This is a genomic window from uncultured Marinobacter sp., from assembly GCF_947259545.1.
GTDB lineage: Bacteria > Pseudomonadota > Gammaproteobacteria > Pseudomonadales > Oleiphilaceae > Marinobacter.
The window spans coordinates 306,634-331,460 of sequence record NZ_CAMYMK010000008.1 but is presented as its reverse complement, the minus strand read 5'-3'; the positions used below and the strand labels follow the sequence as shown (position 1 = coordinate 331,460).

Sequence of the window (24,827 nt, the reverse complement as noted above, 5' to 3'; positions counted from 1 at the left end):
CGTCACTCCTGCAGTCGTTAGACGAGCTTCCATGGTTAAACAGCGACAGTTCCGTGCGCTGTATCAACGAGGATAGGAGGAGGGGAAATTAACCGTTAGGAGAATTCTTGCGAAAAACTAGGAGGATCTTGCAAGCGGCAGTCAGATACTGACCGGGCCGCTTGCAGAAAGCTGGAATGGAATGGCGGCCTCATTGCGGGCAGTCAGCCATTTACTGCGGTACTGGGATGGGGTCATACCGGTGTGGCGTTGAAACATTTTGGTGAAATGAGACGCGTCGTGGAAACCGACCGCCCAGCACACATCAATGACCGAGGCGCTGTTGTTGTGCAGCAGCGCGATTGCTTTTTCGATACGACGGCGCACGATGTATTCCTGGAAGGTAATGCCATACACCCGCTTGAACGCGCGGCTCAACTGGTAGCTGTTCGTGCCACACAGTTCAGCAATGTCTGCCTGCATCAACTTGTCGGCAAGGTGCTGATCAATAAAGGCTGCCGCAGTCTCTACGACTTTGTCCTCACCACGATGCTTCTGGAAACGGGCATCATCAGGAAGGGGCTGTTTCTGGTGAATGGTCGCGCGGCGATCGCGATTTGAAGATTCTGTTAGAAGTCGGTTCAAGCGGTTCAGGGACTCCGCCACCGTATCCTCAACCACTGGTTTTACAAAATAATCCCATACCCGGGTCCGCAAGGCCCAGACAGCCAGTGCCTCGGAATGTTGCTCGGTAAACATCAGCATCGGTACGGAAGCAAACTCCCGCTTGGCCTCGCTAAGCATAGAAAGGCTGCCGATATCCGGAAAATCAAACTCGAAACAGGTAATCACGCGATTTCCGGGCTCCTGGGCCTCGTACACCGCGCCAAGATCGTCCTGTTTTGTCACAACCACAAGCGGGAAACGCCGCTCAATGACCCTGACAACCGCTGGATCTGCCCCATACTGTGTGGCATCTACCAGCACAACGGTAGATTTTTCCATTTCTACAACCCCTTCTTCCTGATTATTCTGGGTTGCCTTCCCTGTTGAGTCACCAGCTCCTTTCGGACCTGGAGGGAACAACATGTACGTTTTTTAATATTTTTGTGACGCGCCTCTCATAGATAGGTAACACACACAGTCATGTCAAGAACGCCGACATAAGATTTAACAATGTTTGAAATTTGAACAAATAAGGGCCGCTCTTGAGAGCCGCCCTTATTTGTTCAATCGATCATTTATGGCCGGTTTTATCCCATGTTTTTCCGTACAAATTTCTGTATCTCACCGACAATGCCGGACCGGAAGGCAATCACTGTGAGCACAAAGATCGCACCGAGTATCGGGTCCACCCAGTCACCCAAGGGCCCCTGGGACAGCTGGTACTCCAGGTTCACAACAAAAGTGGCGCCTACAACCGGCCCCAGCAGTGTCCCGGTACCGCCCAGCAGTGTCATCAGAATCACCTCACCGGACATGTGCCAGTGGGCATCGTTCAGTGACGCCAGCTGGAACACCACGGTTTTAACCGATCCGGCCAGCCCGGCCAGCCCGGCGGACATCACAAAGGCCAGCACCTTGTACTGATTCACGTTATAGCCCAGTGAGATGGCGCGCGGTTCGTTCTGCTTGATGGCTTTCAGGACCTGACCAAAGGGCGACCCGACCACTCGCTGCACCAACAGATAGCCTCCCAGGAACACAGCAAGCACGAAATAATACATCGCCAGGTTATTTTCCAGGTCAATGAACCCAAAGAGATGCCCGCGAGGCACGCCGTGCATACCGTCTTCACCGCCGGTGAACGGCGCCTGCACGAACATGAAGTACACCAATTGGGCCAGTGCCAGAGTGATCATTGCGAAATAGATGCCCTGACGCCGGATCGCAACCACCGCAAAAAGCACACCCAATACAGTGGCAGCGGCAGTGCCCACGATGATTCCCATCTCTGTGGTCAGGCCGGAATAGTTGGACAACAGGTAGCCGGTGGTATAACTCCCGGTCGCCAGAAACGCGGCGTGCCCGAAGGACAGCAAACCGGTGAAACCCAGTAGCAGATTGAACGCGACGGCAAAAAGCGAAAAACACAGAATCTTCATCAGGAAGACCGGATAAATCACCGCCGGCGCAATCAGCAGCAGCGCCAGTAACACCAGATTCAGTATGTGTTTCCGGCGTTGATCCGACTTTTGCTGATCCAGCATGGCCTGCTGGATGTCCGGCTGGTTTACGGGGTGGTCCATGATTACGCCTCCTTACCAAACAGGCCCGACGGGCGAATCAACAACACGACCACCATAACCAGAAAGATAACGGCTGAGGCGAACTCGGGGTAGAAAACCTTGGTAAAGCCTTCGATAACACCCATCAGCAAACCGGTAATAATGGCCCCCGCTATGGAGCCCATGCCGCCGATAACGACAACGGCAAACACCACAATCAGAATGTTGGACCCCATGACCGGCGTGACGGAATAGATCGGGGCCGCCAGGACACCGGCAAACGCTGCGATCATGACCCCGAAACCATAGGTCAGACTGATCAGCAACGGCACGTTGATACCAAACCCCTGCATCAATTGGGCGTCTTCAGTACCGGCCCTCAGGTAAGAACCAAGCTTGGTTTTTTCAATCATGAACCAGGTGCCAAAACACACCAGTAACGCCATGAAGATAACCCACGCCCGATAATACGGCAGGAACATGAAATCGAGCTTGAACCCTCCCTGGAAGATGTCCGGCATTGAGTAACGCATGCCGGATACCCCGAAAATATTGGTCAGAATGCCCTGGATCATCAGGGCCACACCGAAGGTCAACAGCAGGCTGTAGATATGATCCTGGCCTGCAATGCGGCGCAACAGGAAATACTCGAGCAGCACACCGAAGCAGCCAACCACCAAAGGGGCCAGGAACAGCGCCACCCAGTAGTTGATGCCCATGGCATCAAACATGATGACGGTGACCATGGCGCCCAGCATATACATGGCGCCATGGGCAAAGTTGATTATTTTGAGCAGGCCGAAGATCACCGCCAGCCCAAGGCTCAACAGGGCATAGAAAGCACCGTTGATTATCCCGAGCAGTAGCTGACCGAACAGCACAGCAACGGGAACTCCCAGAATCATGGACATGTTGCAAACTCCAAAAGCAGCGCAGACCTCAGGACCGGTCTGCAATTCTGCAGGTTCCAGAGTTCGCCCCGCCGGGGTTGCGGGGCGAACCGTTGGTCAATACCTCAGTTCTTGGAAACGAGTGAGCACTTGCTCTCGGAAAGCGGACGGTAGGCCTCGTCTCCCGGGATAGTGCGGACAATCTTGTAGAGGTCCCACTCGTTTTCGGACTCTTCCGGAGTTTTCACTTGCGCCAGGTACATGTCATGAACCATGCGGCCGTCTTCACGGATCCGACCGTTGGTGGCGAACATGTCGTTGATGGGCGTGTCCATCATTTGCTTGCGTACCGTCTGGGTATCATCCGAGCCGGTTGCCTTCACGGCATTCAGGTATTGCATGGTGCTGGAGTATATACCCGCGTGCACCATGGTCGGACGTACGCCAGTTTCTTCCATAAAGCGGTCGGCCCACTTACGGGCTTCTTCATTCATGTCCCAGTACCAGCCGGTAGTCAGCTGGATTCCCTGAGCGGCATTCACACCCAGTGCATGTACGTCCGTGAGGAAGAGAAGCAACGCCGCCAAAGTCTGACCGGACTGGGTCAGGCCAAATTCACCGGCGGTGTTAATGGCGTTGGTGGTATCGGAGCCGGCGTTCGCCAGGGCAACTACATCCGCACCGGAAGACTGTGCCTGCAGAATATAGGAGGAGAAATCCGATGTCGGGAATGGATGACGGGCCGTTTTGATCACCTTTCCACCGTTCTCTTCAACAACCCGGGTGACGTCCCCTTCCAGGGCGTGACCAAAGGCATAGTCCGCCGTCAGGATGAACCATTCCTTGCCACCCTCCTGGACAACGGCTTTTGCGGTGCCGTTAGCGAGCGGGTAAGTATCGTAGACATAGTGAATATGGTTCGGGGTGCAGTGCTCGTTGGTAATGCTGGAGGCAGCGGAACCCGAGACAATACCCAGGCTGTCGTTCTCTTCCAGCAGTTTGGTCACTGCGATAGTGACGGAGGAAGCAACCATACCGGCAACCAGATCCACGTTCTCATTCTCCAGCCAGCGGCGTACCGTGCTGGAGGCAGCATCCGGGCTGTTGCGGTCATCAGCACTGACCACCTCGATCTTCGCGCCGTTTACTTTACCGCCGAAATCAGCGATGGCCATCTCAAGGGCCTTCAGGCCATTGGGACCGGCCAGATCACGGTAGGTGCCCGACATGTCTGCCAGGTAACCGATTTTTACGGTGTCGTCAGAAATGTCAGCCTGGGCGCTCCCGACCATCATGGCTGAAGCAATCGCTGTTGTGAGGAGCTTTTTCATAATTGTCATTGTTGTGTCTCCGCTACTGTTGTTGTCGTTGCGTTGGTTGTATCGGGTTTTGGTTGTTGATTTGCTCTCTTGTTCTCCGGGCCTTAAACGCCCAGATAGCTATCCAGTACCGACTGCTTGGCCTCAAGCTCGTCGGCACTGATTTCCTCCACAATCTGGCCGTGTTCCATCACGTAATGACGGTCCGCCAGCGGTGCGGCGAAATGAAAATTCTGTTCTACGAGGACGATGGTCAGGCCCTTGTTCTTGAGCTTGACCAGCACCTCCCCCAGTTTCTCGACAATCACCGGAGCCAGGCCCTCGGTGATCTCATCCAGCAGCAGCATATTCGCGCCGGTCCTGAGAATCCGCGCCATGGCCAGCATCTGCTGCTCACCGCCGGAAAGCTTGGTGCCCTGGCTGAAGCGTCGCTCGTAGAGATTCGGGAACATGCTGTAGATTTCTTCCAGGCTCATGCCACCACTGCGTACCACAGGGGGCAGGGTCAGGTTTTCCTGGACGTTGAGTGCGGAAAAAATGCCCCGGTGTTCGGGGCAATACCCGACACCCAGCCTGGCAATGTGGTGAGGCTGGCAGGTCATGGTTTCATTGCCATTGATCATGATCGAGCCGGTGCGGCGCCCCACCATATTCATGATCGCCTTCAGCGTTGTACTCCGCCCTGCCCCGTTGCGCCCGAGCAACGTCACCAGCTCACCCCGGTGCACCACCATGTCGATACCGTGGAGTATGTGGGATTCTCCATAGAAGGCATGAAGCCCGGAAACCCTAAGCTGTTCGTATTCCTTGTCCGCCCCCTGGCTCATTCGGCTGCCTCCTGAGTGGTGTTGGCACTGCCCATGTAGACTTCCCGTACACGGGGATCCTCGGAGACTTCCTTATATTCCCCCTCTGTCAGCACTGAACCCTGGGCCAGCACGGTAATCCGGTCGCACAACTTACTGACCACCCCGAGGTTATGCTCAACCATCAGCACGGTCCGTCCTTCGGCGGCCTTGCGCACCAGCTCCACCACCCGCTCCACGTCTTCGCCCCCCATGCCCTGGGTCGGCTCGTCGAGCAGCAATAATTGGGGCTCCATAGCGAGTGTGGTAGCCAGCTCAAGGGCGCGCTTGCGGCCATAGGCGAGTTCAACGGTGGTGGTATTGGCAAATTCGGTGAGGCCTACGGAGTCGAGGAGCTCCATACAGCGTTCATTCAGCTTGTTCAGGCTGTGACCGGATTTCCAGAATTGAAAGCTGTTGCCCTCAAAGCTTTGAAGCGCCACCCGGATATTCTCGAGTGCTGTCATGTGGGGAAAAACCGCCGAAATCTGGAAGGAGCGGACCACACCCCTGCGTGCAATCGCCGCAGATTTAAGCGGCGTGATGTCTTTGCCGTTGAAAAGGATCTTGCCACGAGTGGGAGGGAGAAACTTGGTTAACAGGTTGAAGACGGTTGTCTTACCCGCACCGTTGGGCCCGATCAGGGCATGGATATGACCACGCTGAACCTTGAGGTTCACGTCGTCTACTGCGACAAAGCCTTTAAACTCTTTTACAAGGCCCCGGGTCTCAAGTACGAACTGGTCACTCATGGTGCCATCTCACCTTTTGTTATTGTTGTACATGAAAACGTTATTGACAGACTAGGTTAACGTATACGTAAACGTCAATATTAATCTGCTTATTTTTTAACCTTCAAACCGTCCAGGAACTCACACACCAGATGCACCAACTCCTCAGGATGCTCCAGGTGTGGTGAGTGCCCGGCTTCCGGCAGGAAAACCGGTGTGGCCGATTCACCGATTCCCTCGACAATCGCTGTCACCTGCTCGGGAACCCCGTACTCATCATCCTCCCCCTGAATGATCATAGACGGGCACTGGATGGCGTCCAGCCATTGGCTGAAATTCATGTGATTCTGAAATCCCTTATCCAGCCAGATGGTGTGCCAGGCATTGAAAATGTCATCGGTGCGTTCGCCATGGTGGCGCAGCAGTTTCTCGCGCAGCCCCTCTTCCCGATAGCGGCTCTGCATCTCCCGGATGCCGGAGACGGTCAGATGATCCGCCCAGGTATGAGCCGCCATGGTGATCAGCCCTTTCACCCGGTCACCCAGCGCACCAGCCGCAATCAGCGCGATAGACCCACCGTCGCTGTGACCAATCAGGATGACATCCGGCAACTCAAGCGCATCCAGCAGCCGCGGCAACCAGACAGCGCCTTCTTCTTCCTGGTAAGAGTAAGGGCGCGGCAGTACTTCATCCGTGGACAGGCCATAACCCCGGCGCTCGTAGATCAGAGCATCCAGTCCTGAGGCCTTGGCCAAACGCTCTGGAAACTTCCGCCACAGGGCAATATTGCCGAGGGATTCGTGCAGGAATACCAGCGTTGGGCCAGCGCTGACTTCGTGGCGGATTCGCCGGACCTGAAGCGCCACACCCTCCCCTAATGGCACCGACATATCACGAATCTGCATGGCATTACCGATTGGGAGGTATGGAGTAGGTCATCGTGGAATGAGCCACCGGCTCCTCAGCACCGTCTGAGTAGACGAAGACCTCGCCAACACCCATGGTGCGCCCCACCTTCAACATGGTTGCCCTGGCCCATATCGGGGCATGGGCAACCGGCTTGCGCAGGAAGTTGATATTGAGATTCGTCGTCACCGCCAGCGGCACCAGGCCGATCTTGCTAAGCAGTGCGGCATAAAGCGCGAGGTCCGCCAGACCCATCATGGCAGGGCCCGACACGGTTCCACCCGGGCGCAGGTGCCCTTCATCCACTTCCAGTTTCATCTCGGCCCAGCCATCGCCAAGTTTCTGCAGGGAGCCGTAAGCGGCTCCCTGCGGAAACTGCTCATCGAGGAAGGCCTGTAGCTCTTCGAACGTGATGATCATGCGTCTGCTTCATCCTTCGCGCGGTTACGCAAAACAAACCGCTGAATCTTGCCGCTGGGGGTCTTTGGCAGTTCATCCACGAATTCGATTTCACGGGGATAGGCATGCGTGGAGAGCCGGCGGCGAACCAGTTCCTGAAGCTCGTCTTTCAGCGCCTGATCTTCAGCCGGTTCCTGGCCACTCTTGATCACCACATAGGCCTTGATGATGGATCCACGCTTCTCATCAGGCTTGCCAACGACACCGGATTCAGCAACCGCCACATGCTCCAGAAGAGTGCTTTCAACGTCTGCGGGGCCGACGCGATAGCCGGCTGTGGTAATGATATCGTCATCACGACCACTGAATGAGAAACCGCCGTCGCCATGGCAGAGCACCATATCGCCAGTCAGGTAATAACCGTTCACAAACGGGTCTTTCTCACCCCAGGTATAGCCGTCGAAATGGAACAGTGGCGAAGCTTTTACATCCACCGCCAGCTGACCGATCTCGCCTTCACCGACTTCTTCATTCTTCTCGTTCAGGGCCACTACTTTATGACCGGGGGACGAATACCCCATGGAACCCTGGCGTACCGGATGCTCAAGGCCGTGGAAATTGCAGCAGGTCATACCGGTTTCGGTCTGGCCATAATGATCCTTGACCGGACAGTAGTGACGGTTCTTGATCCAGTTAACCACTTCCGGATTCAGTGGCTCGCCGGCGCTGCTGGCCACCCGCAGGCCGAGGTTCTCGCCTTCCGGCAACACATGATCATTGGCCTTGAGCAAGCGATACGCCGTGGGTGCCGCCGCCAGGTTGGTGATCTTGTATTTGCGAATCATGTCGTAGGTGGATTCCGGCGTGAAGGCCCCCGGATTGAAATGGGTCGCATGCCCCATCAGCAGCGGCCCAACCACCGCGTAATACAGGCCATAGGCCCAACCTGGATCGGCCACGTTCCAGTATTTGTCGTCGTCACGCAGGTCAATGGCATATTTCATGTAAACGTAGAAAGCCATCAGCGCCCGCGCCGGAACAGCCACGCCCTTGGCCTTGCCGACGGTGCCGGAGGTAAACATCTGCAGGAACGGGTCCGTGCCCTTGATCATTACTGGCTCAAACTCGGCGGACTGTTCTTCCAGGGTCTGCTCGAAATCGGGAACCTCAGAGCCTGCCTGCTCCGCTTCCAGGCACAACACCGGCGGGCAGTTGTTCACATCGTTCAGTTTTGGATAGTTCACCGGATCGGTCACCACCAGTTTGGTGTCCGCACGCTCCAGACGATACTCGATAGCCCCGGAGCCAAAGGCGGTAAACAGGGGCTGGTATACAGCGCCCGCCCGCAGAGCACCGGCAATGACCACTAACAACTCGGGGCTGCGCGGCAGCAGACCTGCTACCCGGTCGCCCTCACCGATACCGCGGGATTTCAGGTAATTGGCAAAGCGGGCGGATTTTTCTTTCAGCTCTGCAAAGGTCAGAGTGCCATCACCACCGCCCTCTTTCTCATAATAAAGCGCCACTCTCTGTGGGTCCGCTGCCCATTTGTCACAGATTTCGTGGCATACATTCAGCCCGGACTCCAGACGTCCATCCAGGATCTCCGCTTCCAGGGCTGCGGCATCAAAATTGTTATAAACCGTTTTGTATTCCGGGAGGCTCATTCTCAACTCCTGTTGTTCTTATCGTTGACTGCTGACATTCAGATTTAGCACAGGGTCCTGTTTACGTAAAGGTAAACTTTAGGCTAATACCACAGGTAGAAAAGGCGGCTTGGAAGCGATCAGGAAGGGTGGCCGCTGGTCAGTATGTGGTGCAGGCCGTCGCACTCCACCATGGGGTCCTCACAGTTCACTACAATGTCTGAACGGGCAATCACATAACCCTTGCCGGTGATGTTGTTCTCCACCACCTGATGATCGCCTTCCTGCCTGACGGCGGTGAATTCTCCAATAAACCCTGTCTCGCGCAGCGATACCGTTTCCAGACGGTCCCCGGGCTTGATGCGGCCCTGGTGATTCATCAGCGCCAGACGGGCAGACGTGCCGGTGCCGGTGGTACTGCGGCAGATCACTCCCGGATGAACGTAGGTAGCTGAACGTGAACGGTAATACCCTTCTGCCACATGCTCCACCGGCCCCATGAAGTGCAGGAACGGCAGTGGGCCAACATCACCAAGAGTGTAATGTGAGAATCCCCGTTCAGCCTGAATGGCCTCGACAATGGCGTGAGCGGTATCGGCAAGTTTGCGCTCTTCGTCCAGGGTCAGGTCGAATCCCAGCTCCGTGGCATCCACTAGCGCATAGAAGCCTCCGCTGTACGCCACACTGTAATTCACCCGGCCAACAGACGGCACATCAATGGTGGCCTGGTAAGTGTCAATGTAACTGGGCAGGCCTTCACAAGTGATGGCTTCTACGACACCGTTTTCCACGACGGCGTCGATATGTACCAACCCGGCCGGCGACTCAAGAATAAAACTCTGCCGGCCCTCTTTCTTGGTAACAATGCCACTTTCCAGTACCGCTGTGGCTGTGCAGATGGTGTTGGAGCCGGAATAGATCGGATACCCCATCACTTCCATGATGATGTACCCGACAGCCGCTTCAGGATCAGTTGCCGGAACCAGCAGATCCACGGACATCTCAGGAATCCCGTAGGGTTCTTCCAGCAACAGTTTCCGCAGCCCGTCGGCATCGTCCCGCAGGTATTCCATCTGCGCCCGGACCGTGTCACCGGGTAACGAATCAATGCCGCCAGTCACAATGCGGCTGACATCGCCACCGGCATGGGTGTCCATCAGTTGGATCGTCAGCTCAGGCTTCATCAGGCGCTCTCCAGGGACCAGTGTTTACCGTGCTCTTCCCACTGAGAGTCAGGGACAATGACGATCTTGCCGAGATAATTACTTCCCCGGTTAACAAAATAGCGCTCGGCCTGATGAAGTTCCGAGAGCCTGAAAGCCCCGTGCAGGACCGGCCTGAGCTGTCCGTTTCGAATCCAGGCCACGAGTTGACCAGCTTCCTCCCGTGTGCCGTGGGAAACGCCGAATATCTGTACCTGGTACAGGTAGATACGGGTCCACAGGATCTCGCTGATGTTGCCGCCACTGGCACCGGCGATGCTGAGGCGCGGGTAGGTATCGCGGGCATTCATGTCGAAGATCATGGTGTCTATGAACAGATCGGTCATCTCACCGCCGACCAGATCCATCACCGCATCGATGGGCTTACCTCCGGTTTCCGCCTTCACCCTCTCCTCAAAGCTGTCCATATCGGAACGGTCCAGTACCGCTTCCGCTCCAAGGGTGAGCAGTGAATCAGCCTTATCCTGCTGGCTGAGCGCATAGGGGATCGCTCCCATAATGCGGCACAACTGGATCAGTGCGGTGCCCACACCGCCGCTGGCGCCAGTGACCAGTACCCGCTCCCCTGCCCTGATGTTGGCGGAGGTCAGCATGTGCATAGCGGTCTGGTAGGAACACATGCCCATGGACGCCACTTCGGCATCCGCCAGTCCCGGATTGGGAATAGAGTAGAACTGGCCCGAAGGCACGGCTACATATTCTGCATAACCGCCATCGGCTCCGTGGCCATAATAATCCGGCGTCAGGTTGATATCCCTGCGATCGGTGGCGTAGATATTGAAATCCAGCAGTCCCCGCTCACCGATTCTACCCTCCTCAACACCTTCCCCCACAGCAACAATACGGCCAGCAATATCCGCCCCCTGAATTCTGGGAAAAACCAGCGTGGGTTTGCCGCCCATCTGGAAAGACTTCATCTCACCCTTCCTGGTGGGATAGAGCCCTTCCCGGGCCTTACGGTCGGTGTTGTTCTTGGCCGTTGCAGTGACCTGAACCAGCACTTCTCCCTTGCCAGGCTTCGGGGTAGTGACGTCCTGATATTCGAGTTTATCGATATCACCGTGACCGGTAAGCACCATGGCTTTCATGGTATTCGGGATCATGGGCAGACAATCCTCCCTGGCTGCTGAATGTCGGGTATTCAGTCAGGATAGGTTAGATTCCCAGGTGTGTCAGGGGACCTTTCTGATCATTAACCGCCCCCGGAACATAGAGTCCGGGGGGCGGTTACCCTTCACTTGTCTTCCGGGCGATACAACCGCTGGATGCTGGAGAAATCCAGCGCTCCATTGCCCTGCCCTGCATGCAGCTCGAACAGATTACGAGCCAGGGACCCCATGGGAATGGCAGCGTGATTTTTCACGGCGTTGTCAAAAGCCAGCCCCAGATCCTTGTTCATCAGGTTCACCAGGAAACCACCCTCGTAGCCGCGGGAAGCGGGAACTCCCTCCATCACCCCCGGCCAGGGGTTGTAGACGTTCAGCGCCCAGTTGCCGCCGGAGCTCTGCTTCATGATTTCAGAGAGCACAGCCGGATCCAGGCCGTTTTTCACACCCAGCGCCAGGGCCTCGCTGGTGCCCGCCATCAGAATCGCCAGCATCATGTTGTTGCAGATCTTGGCCACCTGGCCGGAACCGTGTTCTCCGGCATGGAAAATGTTCTTGCCCATACCCTCGAGAATCGGTTTGGCCTTGCTGAAGGTCTCTTCCGCGCCGCCGCAGATGAACGTCAGGGTGCCGGCCTTGGCGCCACCAACACCACCGGACACCGGGGCATCGATAAACGGAATGTCGCGGGCTTTGGCTTCTTCGGCGACACCACGGGCGGTTTCCGGTGCAATGGTGGACGAATCAATCACCAGGGTACCAGCTGGGAGATTGGCCAGCAGGCCGTCATCCCCCAGGTACACCGCTTCCACATGCTGACCAGCCGGGAGCATGGTGATGACGCACTCCGCTCCCCTGGCCGCTTCGTGGGCGGTCTCGGCCGTTTTTGCGCCTTCGGAAACCAATGCCGCGACGGCGTCCTTTGAAAGATCAAATACGGTGACGTCGTGTCCGGCCTTGACCAGGTTGCTCGCCATGGGGCCACCCATGTTGCCCAGGCCGATGAAAGTAATCGTTGCCATATCTCTTCCCCTTATTGTTGTATTCGGCTGAACGGACCGGTGTTGTCAGCCGGCACCGGTTGGTTATCGGGTGAAAAAGTCGTCAATCCAGGAACTGTCCATTTCCGCCAGCGACGCATAACGCCAGCGGGGCTGTTGATCCTTGTCGATCAACAGCGCGCGGATACCTTCGGCAAATTCGCCTTTTGTCAGACAGTTACGGGACAGCGTCAGTTCTTTGTCCAGGACCTCCTTCAGGCTGTCTTGACGCACATTACTGAGGTGTCGCCAGCACAGGGCCAGAGAGGTGGGCGAGGCGGTCGCCAGCGATCTGGTTGCCTTGGCCAGCCAGCCATCGCCACCTGACAGCTCGTTCAATTGGGCGATAATCTCTTCCAGGCTGTCGGCATCGGTGACCCGGTTAATGTCATCAAAGTGCGAACGTACCGGTGACTCCGGTTGCGCATCGGCGCTTTGCTGCTCAAACTGCCTCAGCACGCTGCTGACTACGGCGTCACTGTCCTGTTCCTGCCAGTCTCGCTGCTTCAGGGCGTCGACCACCCCGGCCTTGAGATCATGCCGGATAAAGCGGTCCGCCAGCCCGACAAACAGCGCATCCGCGCCATTCATTCGAGCACCGGTCAGTCCCAGGAACAACCCGGTTCGGCCCGGCGCCCGATTCAGAAACCAGCCTGCTGCCACATCTGGATACAGACCAATGCTGCTTTCGGGCATGGCCAGTTTCGAACCCTCGGTGACTACCCGATGGGACGCGCCGGCCATAATCCCCATACCACCACCCATGACAATGCCATGGCCCCAGCACACAATGGGCTTGGGGAAGGTATGGATGAGGTAATCCAGTTCATACTCTTCCTCGAAAAAGGCCGCGCCCTCACTGGCTCCCTCGGGTTCGGTCATGCTGCGGTACAAGGCCACGATGTCACCACCGGCGCAGAATGCCTTGTCGCCCTCGGCTTCCAGCCAGACCGCACAGATACTGCTGTCCTCTGCCCAGCGCTTGAGCTGCGGCGTCAGCAGCCGGATCATTTCCAGCGAGAGGGAGTTGAGCGCCTTCGGCATGTTCAGCCTGGCCACGGCAATGTGACGACCGTCGGCCGTGGACCACTCTTCGAAAACCATCGGTTGACCAGTCATATCAACGGTTCTTCCATTCCGGTTTGCGCTTGTCCAGAAAAGCGTTCACGCCTTCTTTCTGGTCCTCGGTGGAGAACAGCTCGATGAACAGTTCCCGTTCCATGCGCCAGCCATCGTCATGGCTGCGGCCATCACGGGCGCTCATCACCAGCGTCTTACAACGGGCGGTGGACGACGGGCTCTGTTTACAGGCCATTTCCCCCAGTTCCAGAGCTTTTTCCAGCCCCTGGCCGGTGGGAACCACCTCTTCAACCAGCCCGATCTGCAGGGCCTTGTCCGCCTTGACCCGCTCGCCACACAGAATCATCCGCTTGGCCCAGCCCTCACCTACCAGCCAGGGCAGGTTCTGGGTACCGCCGGCGCAGGGCAACAGGCCAACGCCGGCTTCCGGCAGCGCCATCTGGGCATGCTCTTCGGCAATACGAATGTCACAGGCCATGGCACATTCCAGGCCGCCGCCCATGGCATAACCGTTCACCGCGGCAATGGATACGCCGCGGAATCCGGACAATGCGGCAAAAGCTTCACCGAATGCCTGGGCCATTTCGTTGGCACGGGCTATGTCACCGTCGGCGAAGGACTTCAGGTCGGCACCGGCGGAGAAGAATTTCTCTCCCTGGCCGGTCACCACCAGGGCAAAAATGTCACGGTCTTCGTTCAGTTCACGGATCGTCGCCGTCAACGCAGCAAGGGACTCCCCGGTCCAGGTATTAGCCGGCGGGTTGTTGATGGTCAGTACCGCAATGTGGCCGCGTTTCTCGAGCTGAATCAGATCGCTCATGTTGTTTCTCCCGTTGTTCTTGCGGTTTTTATTGAATAGCTTCCGCCACACCGTCGTCGAGCAGGCGACGGGCGACAATCAGGCGCATGATTTCGTTAGTGCCTTCCAGAATCTGGTGCACACGCAGGTCTCGCAGGTAACGTTCCAGCGGATACTCACGGATATAGCCGTAGCCACCGTGCAGTTGCAGGGCATCGTTCACCACGTCAAAGCAGGCGTCGGTCGCGAATCGCTTGGCCATGGCACAGTGCAGTGTGGCTTCTGGATCACCACTATCCAGCTTGAACGCCCCCAGGCGCACCATCTGCCGCGCCGCCACCAGGTTGGTGGCCATGTCGGCCAGCTTGAACTGCAACGCCTGGAAAGCGGCCAGGGGTTTGCCGAACTGCTCGCGCTCGTGCATGTAGTTGCGTGCCCGCAGCAAGGCCGCCTGGGCCCCGCCAAGGGAGCACGTGGCAATGTTCAGGCGACCACCGTCAAGACCTTTCATGGCAATGGCAAATCCATCACCTTCATTGCCCACCCGGTTACTGGCGGGAATGCGAACGTTCTCAAGGCTGACCATGCGGGTTGGCTGGCTGTGCCAGCCCATTTTCTCTTCATTCTTACCGTAGGAAATGCCATCGGCATCGGCGGGAATAACAAAGGTCGATATGCCTTTGGAACCGGAATCCGGGTCACCGGTACGGGCCATCAGCACCAGAATATCAGTGTCGCCAGCACCGGAGATAAACACCTTGCTACCATTGATCACGTAGCTGTCGCCATCCCGGACAGCCTTGGTCCGCAGGCTGGCCGCATCGGAGCCTGCACCGGGTTCAGTCAGGCAATAGGAAGCCAACCACTCGCCACTGGCGAGTTTCGGCACAATTTCCTGTTTAAGGTCGTCCGAGGCAAAACTCGCCACCATCCAGGTGGCCATATTATGGATGGTGATAAAGGCTGCAGTGGATGGGCAGGCCGCGGCCAGCTCTTCCACGATCACTGAGGTGTCCAGCCGTGAAAGGCCCATCCCGCCCAGGGCTTCCGGGGTATACATGCCCATAAAGCCCATCTCGCCAGCTTCTTTCAGTACATCTTTCGGAAAGATATGCTCGTCGTCCCATTGGGCAGCGTGGGGCGCCATGGATTTCTCCGCGAACGCCCGGGCTGCCTCACGAAACGCCAGCTGGTCTTCAGTCAGGTTAAAGTCCATCGTTAAACTCCAGTCTGAGAGGCCTGTTGTCAGTGGGAGAAACTTTCTGTGCCACTACAGGGCCGGAAACAGGTTCCGGCCCAAACACCCACCTTCAACGCTGTTAACGCAGCTGGATCGAGAAGTTCGCTCCGGACGTCGCTGTCGCCTCTTTTGAGAACCAGCGAGAGGTCACGGTTTTGGTTTCGGTGTAGAAACGGACCGCCTGCTTGCCGTAGGCATGCTGGTCACCGTAGAAAGAGCCTTTCCAGCCGGTGAAAGAGAAGAACGGCAGGGGCACCGGAATGGGAACATTTATACCCACCTGGCCCACGTCAATCTCGTGCTGGAAGCGACGGGCACAGCCACCGGAATTGGTGAAGATGGAAACACCATTGCCGTACGGGCTCTTGTTGATCAGCTCAATGGCCTCACCCAGGCTGTTCGTTTCCATACAGGAAAGGACAGGACCAAAGATTTCCTCGTTGTAGATATCCATCTCGGTAGTGACACCGGAGAACAGTGTCGGGCCCACCCAGTTCCCATCTGGCAAACCATCGACAGTGCAGCCGCGACCATCCAGCAGAAGATTGGCGCCTTGCGCTTCACCGGTAGCAATCAGGGATTCCACCCGGTCCTTGGCCTTGGCACTGATGATCGGGCCGTAGCTGGCACCGGAATCGTTCCAGGCACCCGGACGAACCTTTGCCATGGCTTCCTTCAGTTCCGGAATCCACTGCTGCGCTTCGCCCACGAACACCGCAACCGAGATAGCCATGCAACGCTGCCCCGCCGCGCCAACAGAGGCGCCTACCAGGGCATTAATCACCTGCTGCTTGTCGGCATCCGGCAGGATCACCATATGGTTCTTGGCACCGGCAAAGCTTTGTACACGCTTCATGTTGCGGGTACCGGTTTCGTAAATGTAACGACCGACAGGAACAGAACCCACGAAGGACACCGCCCGGATGGCCGGATCGGTCAGCAGTACATCAACCTGCTCCTTGCCACCATGAACCACCTGCAGAACGCCCTTGGGCGCGCCGGCTTCCTCAAACAGCTCAGCCAGACGCATCGGCGTCAGCGGATCCTGCTCGGAGGGCTTGAGGATGAAGGTGTTACCGCAGGCAATGGCCATGGGGAACATCCACAGGGGGATCATGGCCGGGAAATTGAACGGGGTAATACCGGCGCACACGCCCAGCGGTTGGGTCCAGGAATGGGTATCCACCTCCCGCGCCACATTCTCGACCGTTTCGCCCATCATCAGCGACGCCACATTGGCGGCGTGCTCGACCACTTCAATGCCACGCCAGACATCCCCCTTGGCATCGTCAAAGGTCTTGCCGGTTTCCTGGGACAGAATTTCGGCGATCTCATCATGGTGCTCTTTCAGCAGCGCCTGGTAGCGCAGCATCACCCGGGCACGCTCGGAAACCGGCGTTTCTTTCCAGCTCTTGAACATCTCGCTGGCGCTGTCGATGGCCTTGCGCATTTCCGCATCGGTGGTGCACGGGGCCTTGGCAATCACTTCGTTGGTGGCGGGATCGGTGACTTCGATCCAGTCGCTGGCCTGGCTCTGAACAAATTCACCGGCAAGATACAGAGGTACGTTCTTCATCATTAATTCCCTGCTTGTTGTTGTACGGGGGAGCCGCCCGATCTGCGGGTGGACGACCATGTTTGAATTGATGCTAGCACAGGAATTCAGACCGCACCGATTGACTAAATTTCGTTCGTGATGGATTATCTTTTGATTACACACAAGTAAATTGGCATATCCATGACACAGACCTCCCAGTGGCCTGTACCGGCTGACAGCATTCGCTATGTGGTTCCAGCGCCAATCATACGACTATTGTCTACCTATCCCCTGACCCGGGACCTGTACCCATTGGCGTTTGGCCACTACCGCCGGGCCACGGGGCACCACATGCACCGGGAACACCACCATGACAATCTTTTGATTTACTGCACCGAGGGCAAAGCTTTCCTGAACGTCGAGGGAGAACCCTACACCGTGGAGGCCGGTGACCTGCTGTTACTGCCCGCAGGCGCATCCCACCGGTACACCGCTGACCCGGACAATCCCTGGACTATTCACTGGGTGCACTACACGGGGCCGCTTGCAGAGGATTTCCGTCACTACATGGGCTTTGACGACACCCGTATAAGACATCTCGGTCGCCAGCCGCGCTTACTGGTGGACTTCAACGGCTTGCTGTCTGTAAGGCAAACGGGGTTCCGCACCCGGGGCCTGATCCACGCCGCCAACCGACTCCGCCAGTTGCTGGCAGCCGTACCATTGAACGCCGACGAAACCAGCCACGAGCGCAAGACGGAACTGGACACGATTCACAACTATATGAGGGAACACCTGGACGAACGGGTATCACTGGAGCAGCTGGCAGACCTGGCAGGTCTGTCTCCGGCCCACTTTGCCACCCGGTATCGGGAACAGACCGGCACCTCTCCTATCCAGCATTTCCTGCACCTGAAAGTGGAGAGGGCCTGCCAGATGCTGGACACCACCAGCCTGAGTTTTGCCGATATCAGCCGACGCCTGGGATATGACGATTCCTACTATTTCTCAAGACTGTTCAAGAAAGTCATGGGACAGTCCCCCAGGGACTACCGACACACCAGTCGTCATTGACGGATGAAACCTCAACGCCGTGCGATTCAGGCCAAGGTTCGGCCCGCCTGCAACTACGACTTTCGTTGTAGCCTGCAGAGCGATAGGCTAGTGTCATCAGCATTCCTGATCTTCAGGTTTCTTACACATCAAGAGAGAACCCATGGCCATGTATACCATTGAAATAGATGAAACCTTCGATGTACCCCGTGACAGGGTATTTGCCCTGTTCGCCGATCACGGACGCTTTGGCAAACTGCTGGGCGCACCGGTCAAACGCATTCAGGACAGTGACCAGGCAGACCCAAACGGCATCGGCTCAGTACGAAAAATCGGCATCGGGCCACTGAGTCTGGAAGAAACCGTCATCGGCTTCGAACCGGACTCCCTGATCGAGTACACCATCACCAGCATGAGCCCGATCCGCAACCACATGGGCCGCATCCGCTTTGAGGATGCCGGTGAAGGCGGCACCCGGATGAACTACACCATCACCTTCGAGGACATCGTTCCTTATACCGGCAAGGTAGTAAGTGCCGCACTCGAACAGGGTATTCGCAAAGGCATCAAGCGCGTCCCAAAGATGGCGTAAGCCGTTGATTTATGGCCGGGCTTTCCGGCCATAAGTAGCATCCGCATTGTCATATCAGGCCTCCACATCTATTTCGACTATTCTTTTCCTCCAATACCTGTGTACAGTTGTTCACACAATAGAGCGGGGCCAGGAAGGCTCCTGACAACAAAAAGCAGCCATAGGGTTTTGTTTTTGTTTCTTTCTCTTAAAAGGAGGCTCTGATATGAGCATCACTACAAATCGACTGATTGGTCTTACCCAGGAACGGGCAATGGAAATCAACACCGGAGTCACGGACCTTCACGTTGGCTGGCAGAATGAGTACAGCCAGCAGGAACAGCGGGACCCGGCCGGACACCTTCACAGGGCTCCGGTAGTGACCTGGAAAAAAGACGACGTCACTTATCAGTTCGTCCCCAAGCTGACATTCCGGGTGAATGTAACTGAAACTCCGTGGATCAGAAGGGTTCTCGGAATGACAGACGACCCCGCTTACATCGTCGATGGCGCCGAACTGGCACAGACCATTGAAAAGCAGTTGCTCAGCCGGGGCCGCGAGAACTGCAACCGGAGTGAAGCCGCCGAGGCATAAGTCCGGCTGGCATAAGAAGGTGGACAGCAGCCTGCTGCTGTCCACCTTAGATCCACCCCCTTGAATCCTCGCTTCGCTATTCTTCAGACCTTTCAAGCTTCGACAGGAACTGTCTGGCTGCCATTTCCTCGTTTGCCGCCAGCCTGATCCACTCAAGTCCGGCCTCATACTCACCGCTGTCAAACAATCGTTTGCCAATGATCCACTGGGCTTCAGCATTACCGGCTTTGGCGGACTCCAGATACCAGTGCTCGGCCAGCGCAGCATCTTTGTCCATGCCACGCCCCTGCTCGTATGCCCTGGCTGCCTCCATCATACCAATGGCGTCCTCCGCTTTCGCGGCTTCCAGATACCAGCGAAAAGCCAATGAATCACTCTGTTCCGTGCCGAGTCCCTGCGAATACATATTGGCGACATTCAGCATGGCCTGGCGACTGCCTTTCTCAGCGAGAATCCTGTATTGCTCAAACGCTTCGTCGTACCGCCCCATCTTGTAGACGGCATAGGCGTTCAAAACACCAATCATCTCGCGGGCCACACCCAGCTGCTCATCGTCTCCATACGCCCGGACAGATCCCGGCATCATGAATAACCCGACACAGACAATAGCGAAAAACCGTTGCAAATCGGCAAGCCTTGACCGGTACTGCCTTACGTTCCTGAGCATTGCGACCACCCGTCTCTGGCATGTCATACCGACGTTATCAACGCACTCAGATCCGGTCACTGACCCGAAAGTGCCGAAATCCTACTCTGTTGGTCGGATACAGGAAAACGGCAGAATTGGTATGCACTTCCTGAAGAACTGACAAGAAAGTCTGTAACCGAGCCAGCTTGTTGAGTAAAATCCGGCTCTTTCCGAACGATCAAAGAGGCAGCGCAATGGGCAGAGCCTATCAGAACCGTAAAGAGTCCATGGCCAAAACGGCTGCGGCAAAAACCAAGGTCTACAGTAAATATGGGCGCGAGATTTACATGTGCGCCAAGTCCGGAGGCACCGACCCTGACGGCAACCTCTCTCTGCGAGGACTGATCGACCGGGCAAAGAAGGACCAGGTGCCTGCCCACGTCATTGACAAAGCCCTTGAGAAGGCAAAGGGCGGCGCCGGCGAAGACTACTCACCAGCCCGTTATGAAGGTTACGGCCCAGGTAACTGCATGGTTATTGTCGATTGCCTCACCGATAACCCGAATCGGACCTTCGGTGATGTCCGCCTGGCGTTCACCAAGACCAAATGCAAAATCGGCACTCCCGGCGCCGTTGCCCACATGTTTGATCACTGCGCCATCTTCGTTTTCAGCGGTGACGATGAGGAAGCGGTGCTGGAAGCCCTGATGGAAGCGGATGTGGACGTCACGGATATTGAAAATGAAAACGGCCTGATCACCGTATTCACGCCAAACACCGAGTATGCCAAGGCCAGGCAGGCGCTCGTGGATGCGATCGAAGGTATCGATTTCGAAGTGGACGAAATCCAGTTCCTGCCCAAGACTTCCACCCCGGTGGAAGGCGATGACGTGGCTATGTTCGAGAAATTCCTCGACATGCTCAATGAACTGGACGATGTGCAAAACGTTTTCCACAACGCGGAGCTGTCCGAGTAAACGCAGCTTCAAACAAAAAGCCCCGCTACTCAATGGAGCAGCGGGGCTTTTTTATCGCACTGATGTTACTCCGGTGTGGCAAACACCTGTGTCCAGTAGTTTTCGTAGTCAGCCCTATTGGTATCCACCCGCCTTACAGCAAACTGGGAGAACTTGGGCTCCATGATGTTGCGACAATGTCCGGGGCTGTCCAGCCACGCCTGAACCACCGTATCCACATCATCGTAACCGGCCGCAATGTTCTCGCCCACAACGGACCATTCGTAGCCAGTGGCCGTCACCCGAGCTCCCACGCGCAAGCCGTTGGAACCTGTGTGACTGAAAAAGTTATTGGAGGCCATGTCATTGCTGTGGTGTTCAGCGGCACCTTCTATCGGGCAGTTGTATGTTAACGGCTCAGCAGGTGCAAACTGCTCGGAGCCACAGCTTCGTGCAGAGGCACGGGCAGCATTCACTTTTCTGAGCATGTCTGCCTGATACTGTTCTACCTCGCATCCGGCGATCACAATAGTATCAGCAGTATCAGCGCTCTCTTCCTCTACCTGACCTTGCGAAGACACTTCAGCGCTGTTGGCCACTGCGGAGGAGTGGTCACTTTCGGGAGAACTGCTGCCGCCGCCACCACAGGCTGTCAGGACAACGGCTGATACTAGAATCGCGGGAAGCGTCAAAAAACCATTCATTTTTGGCCAACTCATTAGTCAGGAATTCGTTGTCCCAATATATAGAAAGCAGGCCTACAGAAAAGTGCAGGGATCGACAAAACTACAACTCCTTACAAAGCCACACTTTCAGGAAATAAAAGAACTTACAGCGTTTACACTGGGCACATTATGAAAAGAAAGCGTCAGCGACCGGTGTTCCCCCGAACCTTTGTTGAGTATGATCGGCCCTTTAGATGACGAGGCGGGAGCGCATTCATGGCCAATAGCCAGACAACCGGCAGAATTCCCCGGTTGGTGATACTGAAAACCGGTTCCACTTACCCCTCAATCAAGGCGAAATTCGGTGATTTCGACCACTGGTTTGTCCGGGAGTTGGGCCAGGGGCTGGATATATCCGTGGTTAATGTAGCGGCAGGAGAATCCCCGGGACACCCCGAACAGTGGGATGGCATCCTCGTCACCGGTTCGCCGGCGATGGTCAGCGAGCGCGCAGACTGGAGCGAGCGAACCGCCATCTGGCTTGCCAGCGCGGTCAACCTTCAGATCCCCTTGCTGGGGGTATGCTATGGACACCAATTGCTGGCGCATGCGCTCGGTGGTGACGTGGGGTATCACCCACAGGGCCGGGAAAGTGGCACTTTTGGCGTGAAGCTTTTCGATTCTGCCACAAGGGATCCACTCCTGGGGCAGCTACCGATACACTTTCAGGCGCAACTGACCCATCGCCAATCCGTTCTTCGACTTCCGGAAAGCGCTGTATTGCTGGCAAACAATGAGTTTGAGCCTCACCAGGCCTTTCGTATTGGGCAGTGCGCCTGGGGCGTCCAGTTCCATCCGGAGTTCACTCCGGAAATCATGAAAGCGTATCTGGAAGTGCAGTCATCGGATCTTGAAACGGAAAACCAGGACCCGAGCGCGCTGATCTCATCGGTGGCCGACACCCCGGACGCAACCGGCCTGCTCAAACGATTTTCGGAGCTGGTTCAGAGCCGCTGACGCCACCGGCGGCTAATTCCGGGTCAACAGAACAACAGACACATTATCAGACGCCCGGTTGTCCAGGCTGGCGTTAACCATCGCCTCGGCCACGCTCTGCGTGTCCTGATTCTTATCCAGTATATCCGGCCATAGTTGGTCTGGCAGCGCGTTGGTCAGACCGTCAGAACACAGAAGCAACCTGTCTCCAACTCCGATTTCGACACATTGATAGCTTGCCTGAATTGACGAAGGCGCACCCAGTACCTTTGTCAGCACATTGCGGAACGGCATATGCGGCACATCAGCGGCCTTGATACTGCCATCATCCAGCATATCCTGGACGACGGTATCGTCACGGGTCAGGCACGTCACACGACGGCCGCGCAAAAGGTAACAGCGCGAATCTCCCACGTGGGCCACATATCCCCTGCCCTCCAACACCCATGCCAGAACCAGCGTTGTTCCCATCTTGTCCAGACTTGCATCCACGGCCCGGCCATCCATGATGCTGTCGTTAGCCCGCGTCACACTGTCCTGCAGAATCATGCGTATGGCGTCATCGCTCAGCCCGGCATAGCTGGACGTCGGCTCCTGCAATCTGGGCGCCATGGTTTCCAGGACTGACTCCATTGCCAGCCGGCTGGCAATGTCACCACCGTGGTACCCACCCATACCGTCAGCCACCAGCAACAATGCCTGGCGGCCATCCTGACCCAGTTGCCAGGCCACAGCATCCTGGTTGGAACTCCGGACGGTACCGATATCACTCAGACCGGCAATGTCATAATGCATCCGGGCGCCTCCTATCCGGCAAAGACGAAAGGACCTTTGGTGCAGTATAGTCTCTACAAACTGCCCCTAAGAGCCCGGAAGCTTAATCATGACATTGAAGTTGCTGTTCGCGATGTTTGTGCTGGTTATTATCGGCACCGGTCTTTACCACTCCTTCAAACCTCTACCACCAGGTATCGGGTACCGCGGATCGGAAGCACCGCTGGCCGACGCGAAACTGCTGACCGACAGCACCATACACAGCAAAGACGGCAGTACCCGGCTTGACCACGAGATCTTTAACGAGGTATTCCGCCTGATCGGTCAGGCCAGTCGGTTCGTTCTGGTCGACATGTTCCTTTTCAACGACAGCAAACCCGAAGGGGTCACCCACCGCCCTCTTGCGCGCCAGCTCACCGACGCCCTTATTGCTCGCAAGCTGGCTGAACCCGATATTCAGATCATCGTGATCTCCGATCCGATCAACACCTTCTATGGCGGCACCCATTCCCCCTGGTTCTCACAACTTCGAGAAGCGGGCATCCAGGTAGTGGAAACGGACCTGACCAGACTGAGAGACAGCAATCCTGTCTGGTCCGCACTGTGGCGGGTATGCTGCCAGTGGATGGGTAATTCGACGAATTCGGGCTGGCTCCCCAACGCTCTCGGCGGAGGCCCTGCAACCATCCGAAGCTATCTTGCCCTGCCCAACTTCAAAGCTAACCATCGCAAACTCATTGTGGTGGATGAGGGTGACGATTTACGAGGACTGGTCACCTCCGCCAACCCCCACGACGGCAGCAGCCGGCACAGCAACATCGGGTTGAGCTTCACCGGCCCTGCAGTTGCCAGCCTGCTGGAAAGCGAAAAGGCTGTCCTGGCCCTGTCCAGAGCCGAAATCGGGATAGTAGAGCAAATGCTTGACAGCAGTAACCGGAGCGGCGAATTCGCTGTCTCCCCTTCCGCGGATACTCTTCAGGTAGTGACGGAATCCGCCATTCTGTCCAGTGCGCTAGATATCATTGAGTCATCAGTCTCCGGCGATCAAATCGACATGGCGATTTTCTACCTGTCCCACCGCAGGATCATTAATGCCCTAATCGGGGCCCGGCAACGTGGCGTTCAAATCCGGGTCCTGCTCGATGCGAACAACGAGGCCTTCGGCCTCGCAAAAAACGGCATTCCCAACCGCCCCGTCGCAGCAGAACTGGTCCGCTCGGGCATATCGGTTCGCTGGTGTCATACCCGCGGTGAGCAATGCCATAGCAAACTGCTTATTAAACGAAACGGTGCTGGTGCCGTGGATGTCCTCCTTGGCTCAGCGAACTTCACCCGCCGCAACCTGGACGACCTGAACCTTGAAACCAGCGTTCACCTGCGTTCCAAGGCATCATCACCTGTGATGAAGAAAGCAATCCGTTTCTTCGAAGCACACTGGTATCAGGGGCCCGATAGCGAGACGGTCATGAGCATTCCTTACGAAACCTGGGCCGATGAATCCACACTCAAGTACTGGCGTTATCGACTGATGGAAGCTTCCGGCCTGTCCACTTTCTGATTGCCGGAAAGCATGCCTGGCCTGCAACTATGAGATACGTATGACAAAGTATTAAGTTGATCC

General features: G+C 56.5%; 25 protein-coding genes. 6 read left to right on the top strand and 19 right to left on the bottom strand.

Annotated features, from left to right (window positions below; translation table 11 throughout):
- Positions 1–141: 141 nt before the first annotated feature.
- From Q0Y21_RS13270 to Q0Y21_RS13195, 16 genes are all read right to left on the bottom strand, one after another.
- Positions 142–984, bottom strand: a complete 843-nt coding sequence (locus tag Q0Y21_RS13270) for a DNA-binding response regulator (RefSeq protein ID WP_297796320.1) — start codon at positions 982–984, stop codon at positions 142–144.
- 248 nt (positions 985–1,232) lie between these two features.
- On the bottom strand, positions 1,233–2,228 hold the full coding sequence (locus Q0Y21_RS13265) for a branched-chain amino acid ABC transporter permease (RefSeq protein WP_297796317.1): 996 nt from the start codon (positions 2,226–2,228) through the stop codon (positions 1,233–1,235).
- Between the two features lie 2 nt (positions 2,229–2,230).
- Positions 2,231–3,118 (bottom strand): branched-chain amino acid ABC transporter permease, encoded by an 888-nt coding sequence (locus Q0Y21_RS13260; protein ID WP_297796315.1) that lies wholly within the window; start codon positions 3,116–3,118, stop codon positions 2,231–2,233.
- A gap of 104 nt (positions 3,119–3,222) precedes the next feature.
- Positions 3,223–4,437 carry an ABC transporter substrate-binding protein gene (locus tag Q0Y21_RS13255; RefSeq protein WP_297796312.1) on the bottom strand — a complete coding sequence of 405 codons (1,215 nt, stop codon included), beginning with the start codon at positions 4,435–4,437 and terminating at the stop codon, positions 3,223–3,225.
- A gap of 83 nt (positions 4,438–4,520) precedes the next feature.
- Positions 4,521–5,243 carry an ABC transporter ATP-binding protein gene (locus tag Q0Y21_RS13250; protein WP_297796310.1) on the bottom strand — a complete coding sequence of 241 codons (723 nt, stop codon included), beginning with the start codon at positions 5,241–5,243 and terminating at the stop codon, positions 4,521–4,523.
- Positions 5,240–6,013 carry an ABC transporter ATP-binding protein gene (locus Q0Y21_RS13245; protein ID WP_297796307.1) on the bottom strand — a complete coding sequence of 258 codons (774 nt, stop codon included), beginning with the start codon at positions 6,011–6,013 and terminating at the stop codon, positions 5,240–5,242. The genes Q0Y21_RS13250 and Q0Y21_RS13245 overlap by 4 nt, the downstream gene beginning before the upstream one ends.
- 89 nt (positions 6,014–6,102) lie before the next feature.
- Positions 6,103–6,897 carry an alpha/beta hydrolase gene (locus Q0Y21_RS13240; protein ID WP_297796304.1) on the bottom strand — a complete coding sequence of 265 codons (795 nt, stop codon included), beginning with the start codon at positions 6,895–6,897 and terminating at the stop codon, positions 6,103–6,105.
- A gap of 4 nt (positions 6,898–6,901) precedes the next feature.
- Complete coding sequence (locus tag Q0Y21_RS13235; protein ID WP_297796301.1) at positions 6,902–7,318, bottom strand: PaaI family thioesterase; 417 nt, start codon at positions 7,316–7,318, stop codon at positions 6,902–6,904.
- Complete coding sequence (locus tag Q0Y21_RS13230; RefSeq protein WP_297796298.1) at positions 7,315–8,964, bottom strand: AMP-binding protein; 1,650 nt, start codon at positions 8,962–8,964, stop codon at positions 7,315–7,317. Before Q0Y21_RS13230 ends, Q0Y21_RS13235 begins: the two co-directional genes overlap by 4 nt.
- 119 nt (positions 8,965–9,083) lie before the next feature.
- Entirely contained in the window at positions 9,084–10,127 is a 1,044-nt protein-coding gene (locus Q0Y21_RS13225) for a proline racemase family protein (RefSeq protein ID WP_297796295.1), read from the bottom strand.
- The gene (locus tag Q0Y21_RS13220) at positions 10,127–11,269 is read right to left on the bottom strand and encodes a zinc-binding dehydrogenase (protein ID WP_297796293.1); all 1,143 of its coding nucleotides are present in this window, start codon (positions 11,267–11,269) and stop codon (positions 10,127–10,129) included. Before Q0Y21_RS13220 ends, Q0Y21_RS13225 begins: the two co-directional genes overlap by 1 nt.
- A gap of 131 nt (positions 11,270–11,400) precedes the next feature.
- Positions 11,401–12,294 (bottom strand): 3-hydroxyisobutyrate dehydrogenase, encoded by an 894-nt coding sequence (gene mmsB, locus Q0Y21_RS13215; RefSeq protein ID WP_297796290.1) that lies wholly within the window; start codon positions 12,292–12,294, stop codon positions 11,401–11,403.
- A gap of 63 nt (positions 12,295–12,357) precedes the next feature.
- Positions 12,358–13,431, bottom strand: a complete 1,074-nt coding sequence (locus Q0Y21_RS13210) for an enoyl-CoA hydratase/isomerase family protein (RefSeq protein WP_297796288.1) — start codon at positions 13,429–13,431, stop codon at positions 12,358–12,360.
- Position 13,432: 1 nt separating this feature from the next.
- Positions 13,433–14,212, bottom strand: coding sequence for an enoyl-CoA hydratase (locus tag Q0Y21_RS13205; RefSeq protein ID WP_297796285.1), 780 nt, complete (start codon positions 14,210–14,212; stop codon positions 13,433–13,435).
- A 28-nt stretch (positions 14,213–14,240) separates the two neighbouring features.
- Entirely contained in the window at positions 14,241–15,407 is a 1,167-nt protein-coding gene (locus Q0Y21_RS13200) for an acyl-CoA dehydrogenase family protein (protein WP_297796282.1), read from the bottom strand.
- A gap of 103 nt (positions 15,408–15,510) precedes the next feature.
- Entirely contained in the window at positions 15,511–17,007 is a 1,497-nt protein-coding gene (locus Q0Y21_RS13195; protein WP_297797157.1) for a CoA-acylating methylmalonate-semialdehyde dehydrogenase, read from the bottom strand.
- 162 nt (positions 17,008–17,169) lie between these two features.
- On the opposite strand from Q0Y21_RS13195, the gene Q0Y21_RS13190 reads away from it, so the two are divergent.
- From Q0Y21_RS13190 to Q0Y21_RS13180, 3 genes are all read left to right on the top strand, one after another.
- On the top strand, positions 17,170–18,042 hold the full coding sequence (locus tag Q0Y21_RS13190; protein WP_297796279.1) for an AraC family transcriptional regulator: 873 nt from the start codon (positions 17,170–17,172) through the stop codon (positions 18,040–18,042).
- Positions 18,043–18,184: 142 nt separating this feature from the next.
- The gene (locus tag Q0Y21_RS13185; RefSeq protein WP_297796276.1) at positions 18,185–18,613 is read left to right on the top strand and encodes an SRPBCC family protein; all 429 of its coding nucleotides are present in this window, start codon (positions 18,185–18,187) and stop codon (positions 18,611–18,613) included.
- Positions 18,614–18,818: 205 nt separating this feature from the next.
- The gene (locus Q0Y21_RS13180) at positions 18,819–19,187 is read left to right on the top strand and encodes a hypothetical protein (RefSeq protein ID WP_297796273.1); all 369 of its coding nucleotides are present in this window, start codon (positions 18,819–18,821) and stop codon (positions 19,185–19,187) included.
- A 76-nt stretch (positions 19,188–19,263) separates the two neighbouring features.
- On the opposite strand, the gene Q0Y21_RS13175 is transcribed toward Q0Y21_RS13180, so the two are convergent.
- Complete coding sequence (locus Q0Y21_RS13175) at positions 19,264–19,854, bottom strand: tetratricopeptide repeat protein (protein ID WP_297796270.1); 591 nt, start codon at positions 19,852–19,854, stop codon at positions 19,264–19,266.
- Between the two features lie 215 nt (positions 19,855–20,069).
- Here Q0Y21_RS13175 and Q0Y21_RS13170 point away from each other — a divergent pair, with 215 nt between their 5' ends.
- Positions 20,070–20,792, top strand: a complete 723-nt coding sequence (locus tag Q0Y21_RS13170; RefSeq protein WP_297796268.1) for a YebC/PmpR family DNA-binding transcriptional regulator — start codon at positions 20,070–20,072, stop codon at positions 20,790–20,792.
- 65 nt (positions 20,793–20,857) lie between these two features.
- On the opposite strand, the gene Q0Y21_RS13165 is transcribed toward Q0Y21_RS13170, so the two are convergent.
- A complete protein-coding gene (locus Q0Y21_RS13165; protein ID WP_297796265.1) occupies positions 20,858–21,475 on the bottom strand; it encodes a CAP domain-containing protein in 618 nt (205 codons plus the stop codon).
- Positions 21,476–21,712: 237 nt separating this feature from the next.
- On the opposite strand from Q0Y21_RS13165, the gene Q0Y21_RS13160 reads away from it, so the two are divergent.
- Positions 21,713–22,453, top strand: a complete 741-nt coding sequence (locus Q0Y21_RS13160) for a glutamine amidotransferase (RefSeq protein WP_297796262.1) — start codon at positions 21,713–21,715, stop codon at positions 22,451–22,453.
- A gap of 12 nt (positions 22,454–22,465) precedes the next feature.
- On the opposite strand, the gene Q0Y21_RS13155 is transcribed toward Q0Y21_RS13160, so the two are convergent.
- Positions 22,466–23,227, bottom strand: coding sequence for a protein phosphatase 2C domain-containing protein (locus Q0Y21_RS13155; RefSeq protein WP_297796259.1), 762 nt, complete (start codon positions 23,225–23,227; stop codon positions 22,466–22,468).
- 88 nt (positions 23,228–23,315) lie between these two features.
- On the opposite strand from Q0Y21_RS13155, the gene Q0Y21_RS13150 reads away from it, so the two are divergent.
- Entirely contained in the window at positions 23,316–24,764 is a 1,449-nt protein-coding gene (locus Q0Y21_RS13150) for a phospholipase D-like domain-containing protein (RefSeq protein ID WP_297796256.1), read from the top strand.
- Positions 24,765–24,827 lie beyond the last annotated feature (63 nt).

Excerpts from the sequence above, each read along its gene's own strand:
- Q0Y21_RS13270 (WP_297796320.1), bottom strand. The coding sequence starts at position 984 with ATGGAAAAATCTACCGTTGTGCTGGTAGATGCCACACAGTATGGGGCA.
- Q0Y21_RS13265 (WP_297796317.1), bottom strand. The coding sequence starts at position 2,228 with ATGGACCACCCCGTAAACCAGCCGGACATCCAGCAGGCCATGCTGGAT.
- Q0Y21_RS13260 (WP_297796315.1), bottom strand. The coding sequence starts at position 3,118 with ATGTCCATGATTCTGGGAGTTCCCGTTGCTGTGCTGTTCGGTCAGCTA.
- Q0Y21_RS13255 (WP_297796312.1), bottom strand. The coding sequence starts at position 4,437 with ATGACAATTATGAAAAAGCTCCTCACAACAGCGATTGCTTCAGCCATG.
- Q0Y21_RS13250 (WP_297796310.1), bottom strand. The coding sequence starts at position 5,243 with ATGAGCCAGGGGGCGGACAAGGAATACGAACAGCTTAGGGTTTCCGGG.
- Q0Y21_RS13245 (WP_297796307.1), bottom strand. The coding sequence starts at position 6,013 with ATGAGTGACCAGTTCGTACTTGAGACCCGGGGCCTTGTAAAAGAGTTT.
- Q0Y21_RS13240 (WP_297796304.1), bottom strand. The coding sequence starts at position 6,897 with ATGCAGATTCGTGATATGTCGGTGCCATTAGGGGAGGGTGTGGCGCTT.
- Q0Y21_RS13235 (WP_297796301.1), bottom strand. The coding sequence starts at position 7,318 with ATGATCATCACGTTCGAAGAGCTACAGGCCTTCCTCGATGAGCAGTTT.
- Q0Y21_RS13230 (WP_297796298.1), bottom strand. The coding sequence starts at position 8,964 with ATGAGCCTCCCGGAATACAAAACGGTTTATAACAATTTTGATGCCGCA.
- Q0Y21_RS13225 (WP_297796295.1), bottom strand. The coding sequence starts at position 10,127 with ATGAAGCCTGAGCTGACGATCCAACTGATGGACACCCATGCCGGTGGC.
- Q0Y21_RS13220 (WP_297796293.1), bottom strand. The coding sequence starts at position 11,269 with ATGATCCCGAATACCATGAAAGCCATGGTGCTTACCGGTCACGGTGAT.
- mmsB (WP_297796290.1), bottom strand. The coding sequence starts at position 12,294 with ATGGCAACGATTACTTTCATCGGCCTGGGCAACATGGGTGGCCCCATG.
- Q0Y21_RS13210 (WP_297796288.1), bottom strand. The coding sequence starts at position 13,431 with ATGACTGGTCAACCGATGGTTTTCGAAGAGTGGTCCACGGCCGACGGT.
- Q0Y21_RS13205 (WP_297796285.1), bottom strand. The coding sequence starts at position 14,212 with ATGAGCGATCTGATTCAGCTCGAGAAACGCGGCCACATTGCGGTACTG.
- Q0Y21_RS13200 (WP_297796282.1), bottom strand. The coding sequence starts at position 15,407 with ATGGACTTTAACCTGACTGAAGACCAGCTGGCGTTTCGTGAGGCAGCC.
- Q0Y21_RS13195 (WP_297797157.1), bottom strand. The coding sequence starts at position 17,007 with ATGAAGAACGTACCTCTGTATCTTGCCGGTGAATTTGTTCAGAGCCAG.
- Q0Y21_RS13190 (WP_297796279.1), top strand. The coding sequence starts at position 17,170 with ATGACACAGACCTCCCAGTGGCCTGTACCGGCTGACAGCATTCGCTAT.
- Q0Y21_RS13185 (WP_297796276.1), top strand. The coding sequence starts at position 18,185 with ATGGCCATGTATACCATTGAAATAGATGAAACCTTCGATGTACCCCGT.
- Q0Y21_RS13180 (WP_297796273.1), top strand. The coding sequence starts at position 18,819 with ATGAGCATCACTACAAATCGACTGATTGGTCTTACCCAGGAACGGGCA.
- Q0Y21_RS13175 (WP_297796270.1), bottom strand. The coding sequence starts at position 19,854 with ATGCTCAGGAACGTAAGGCAGTACCGGTCAAGGCTTGCCGATTTGCAA.
- Q0Y21_RS13170 (WP_297796268.1), top strand. The coding sequence starts at position 20,070 with ATGGGCAGAGCCTATCAGAACCGTAAAGAGTCCATGGCCAAAACGGCT.
- Q0Y21_RS13165 (WP_297796265.1), bottom strand. The coding sequence starts at position 21,475 with ATGAATGGTTTTTTGACGCTTCCCGCGATTCTAGTATCAGCCGTTGTC.
- Q0Y21_RS13160 (WP_297796262.1), top strand. The coding sequence starts at position 21,713 with ATGGCCAATAGCCAGACAACCGGCAGAATTCCCCGGTTGGTGATACTG.
- Q0Y21_RS13155 (WP_297796259.1), bottom strand. The coding sequence starts at position 23,227 with ATGCATTATGACATTGCCGGTCTGAGTGATATCGGTACCGTCCGGAGT.
- Q0Y21_RS13150 (WP_297796256.1), top strand. The coding sequence starts at position 23,316 with ATGACATTGAAGTTGCTGTTCGCGATGTTTGTGCTGGTTATTATCGGC.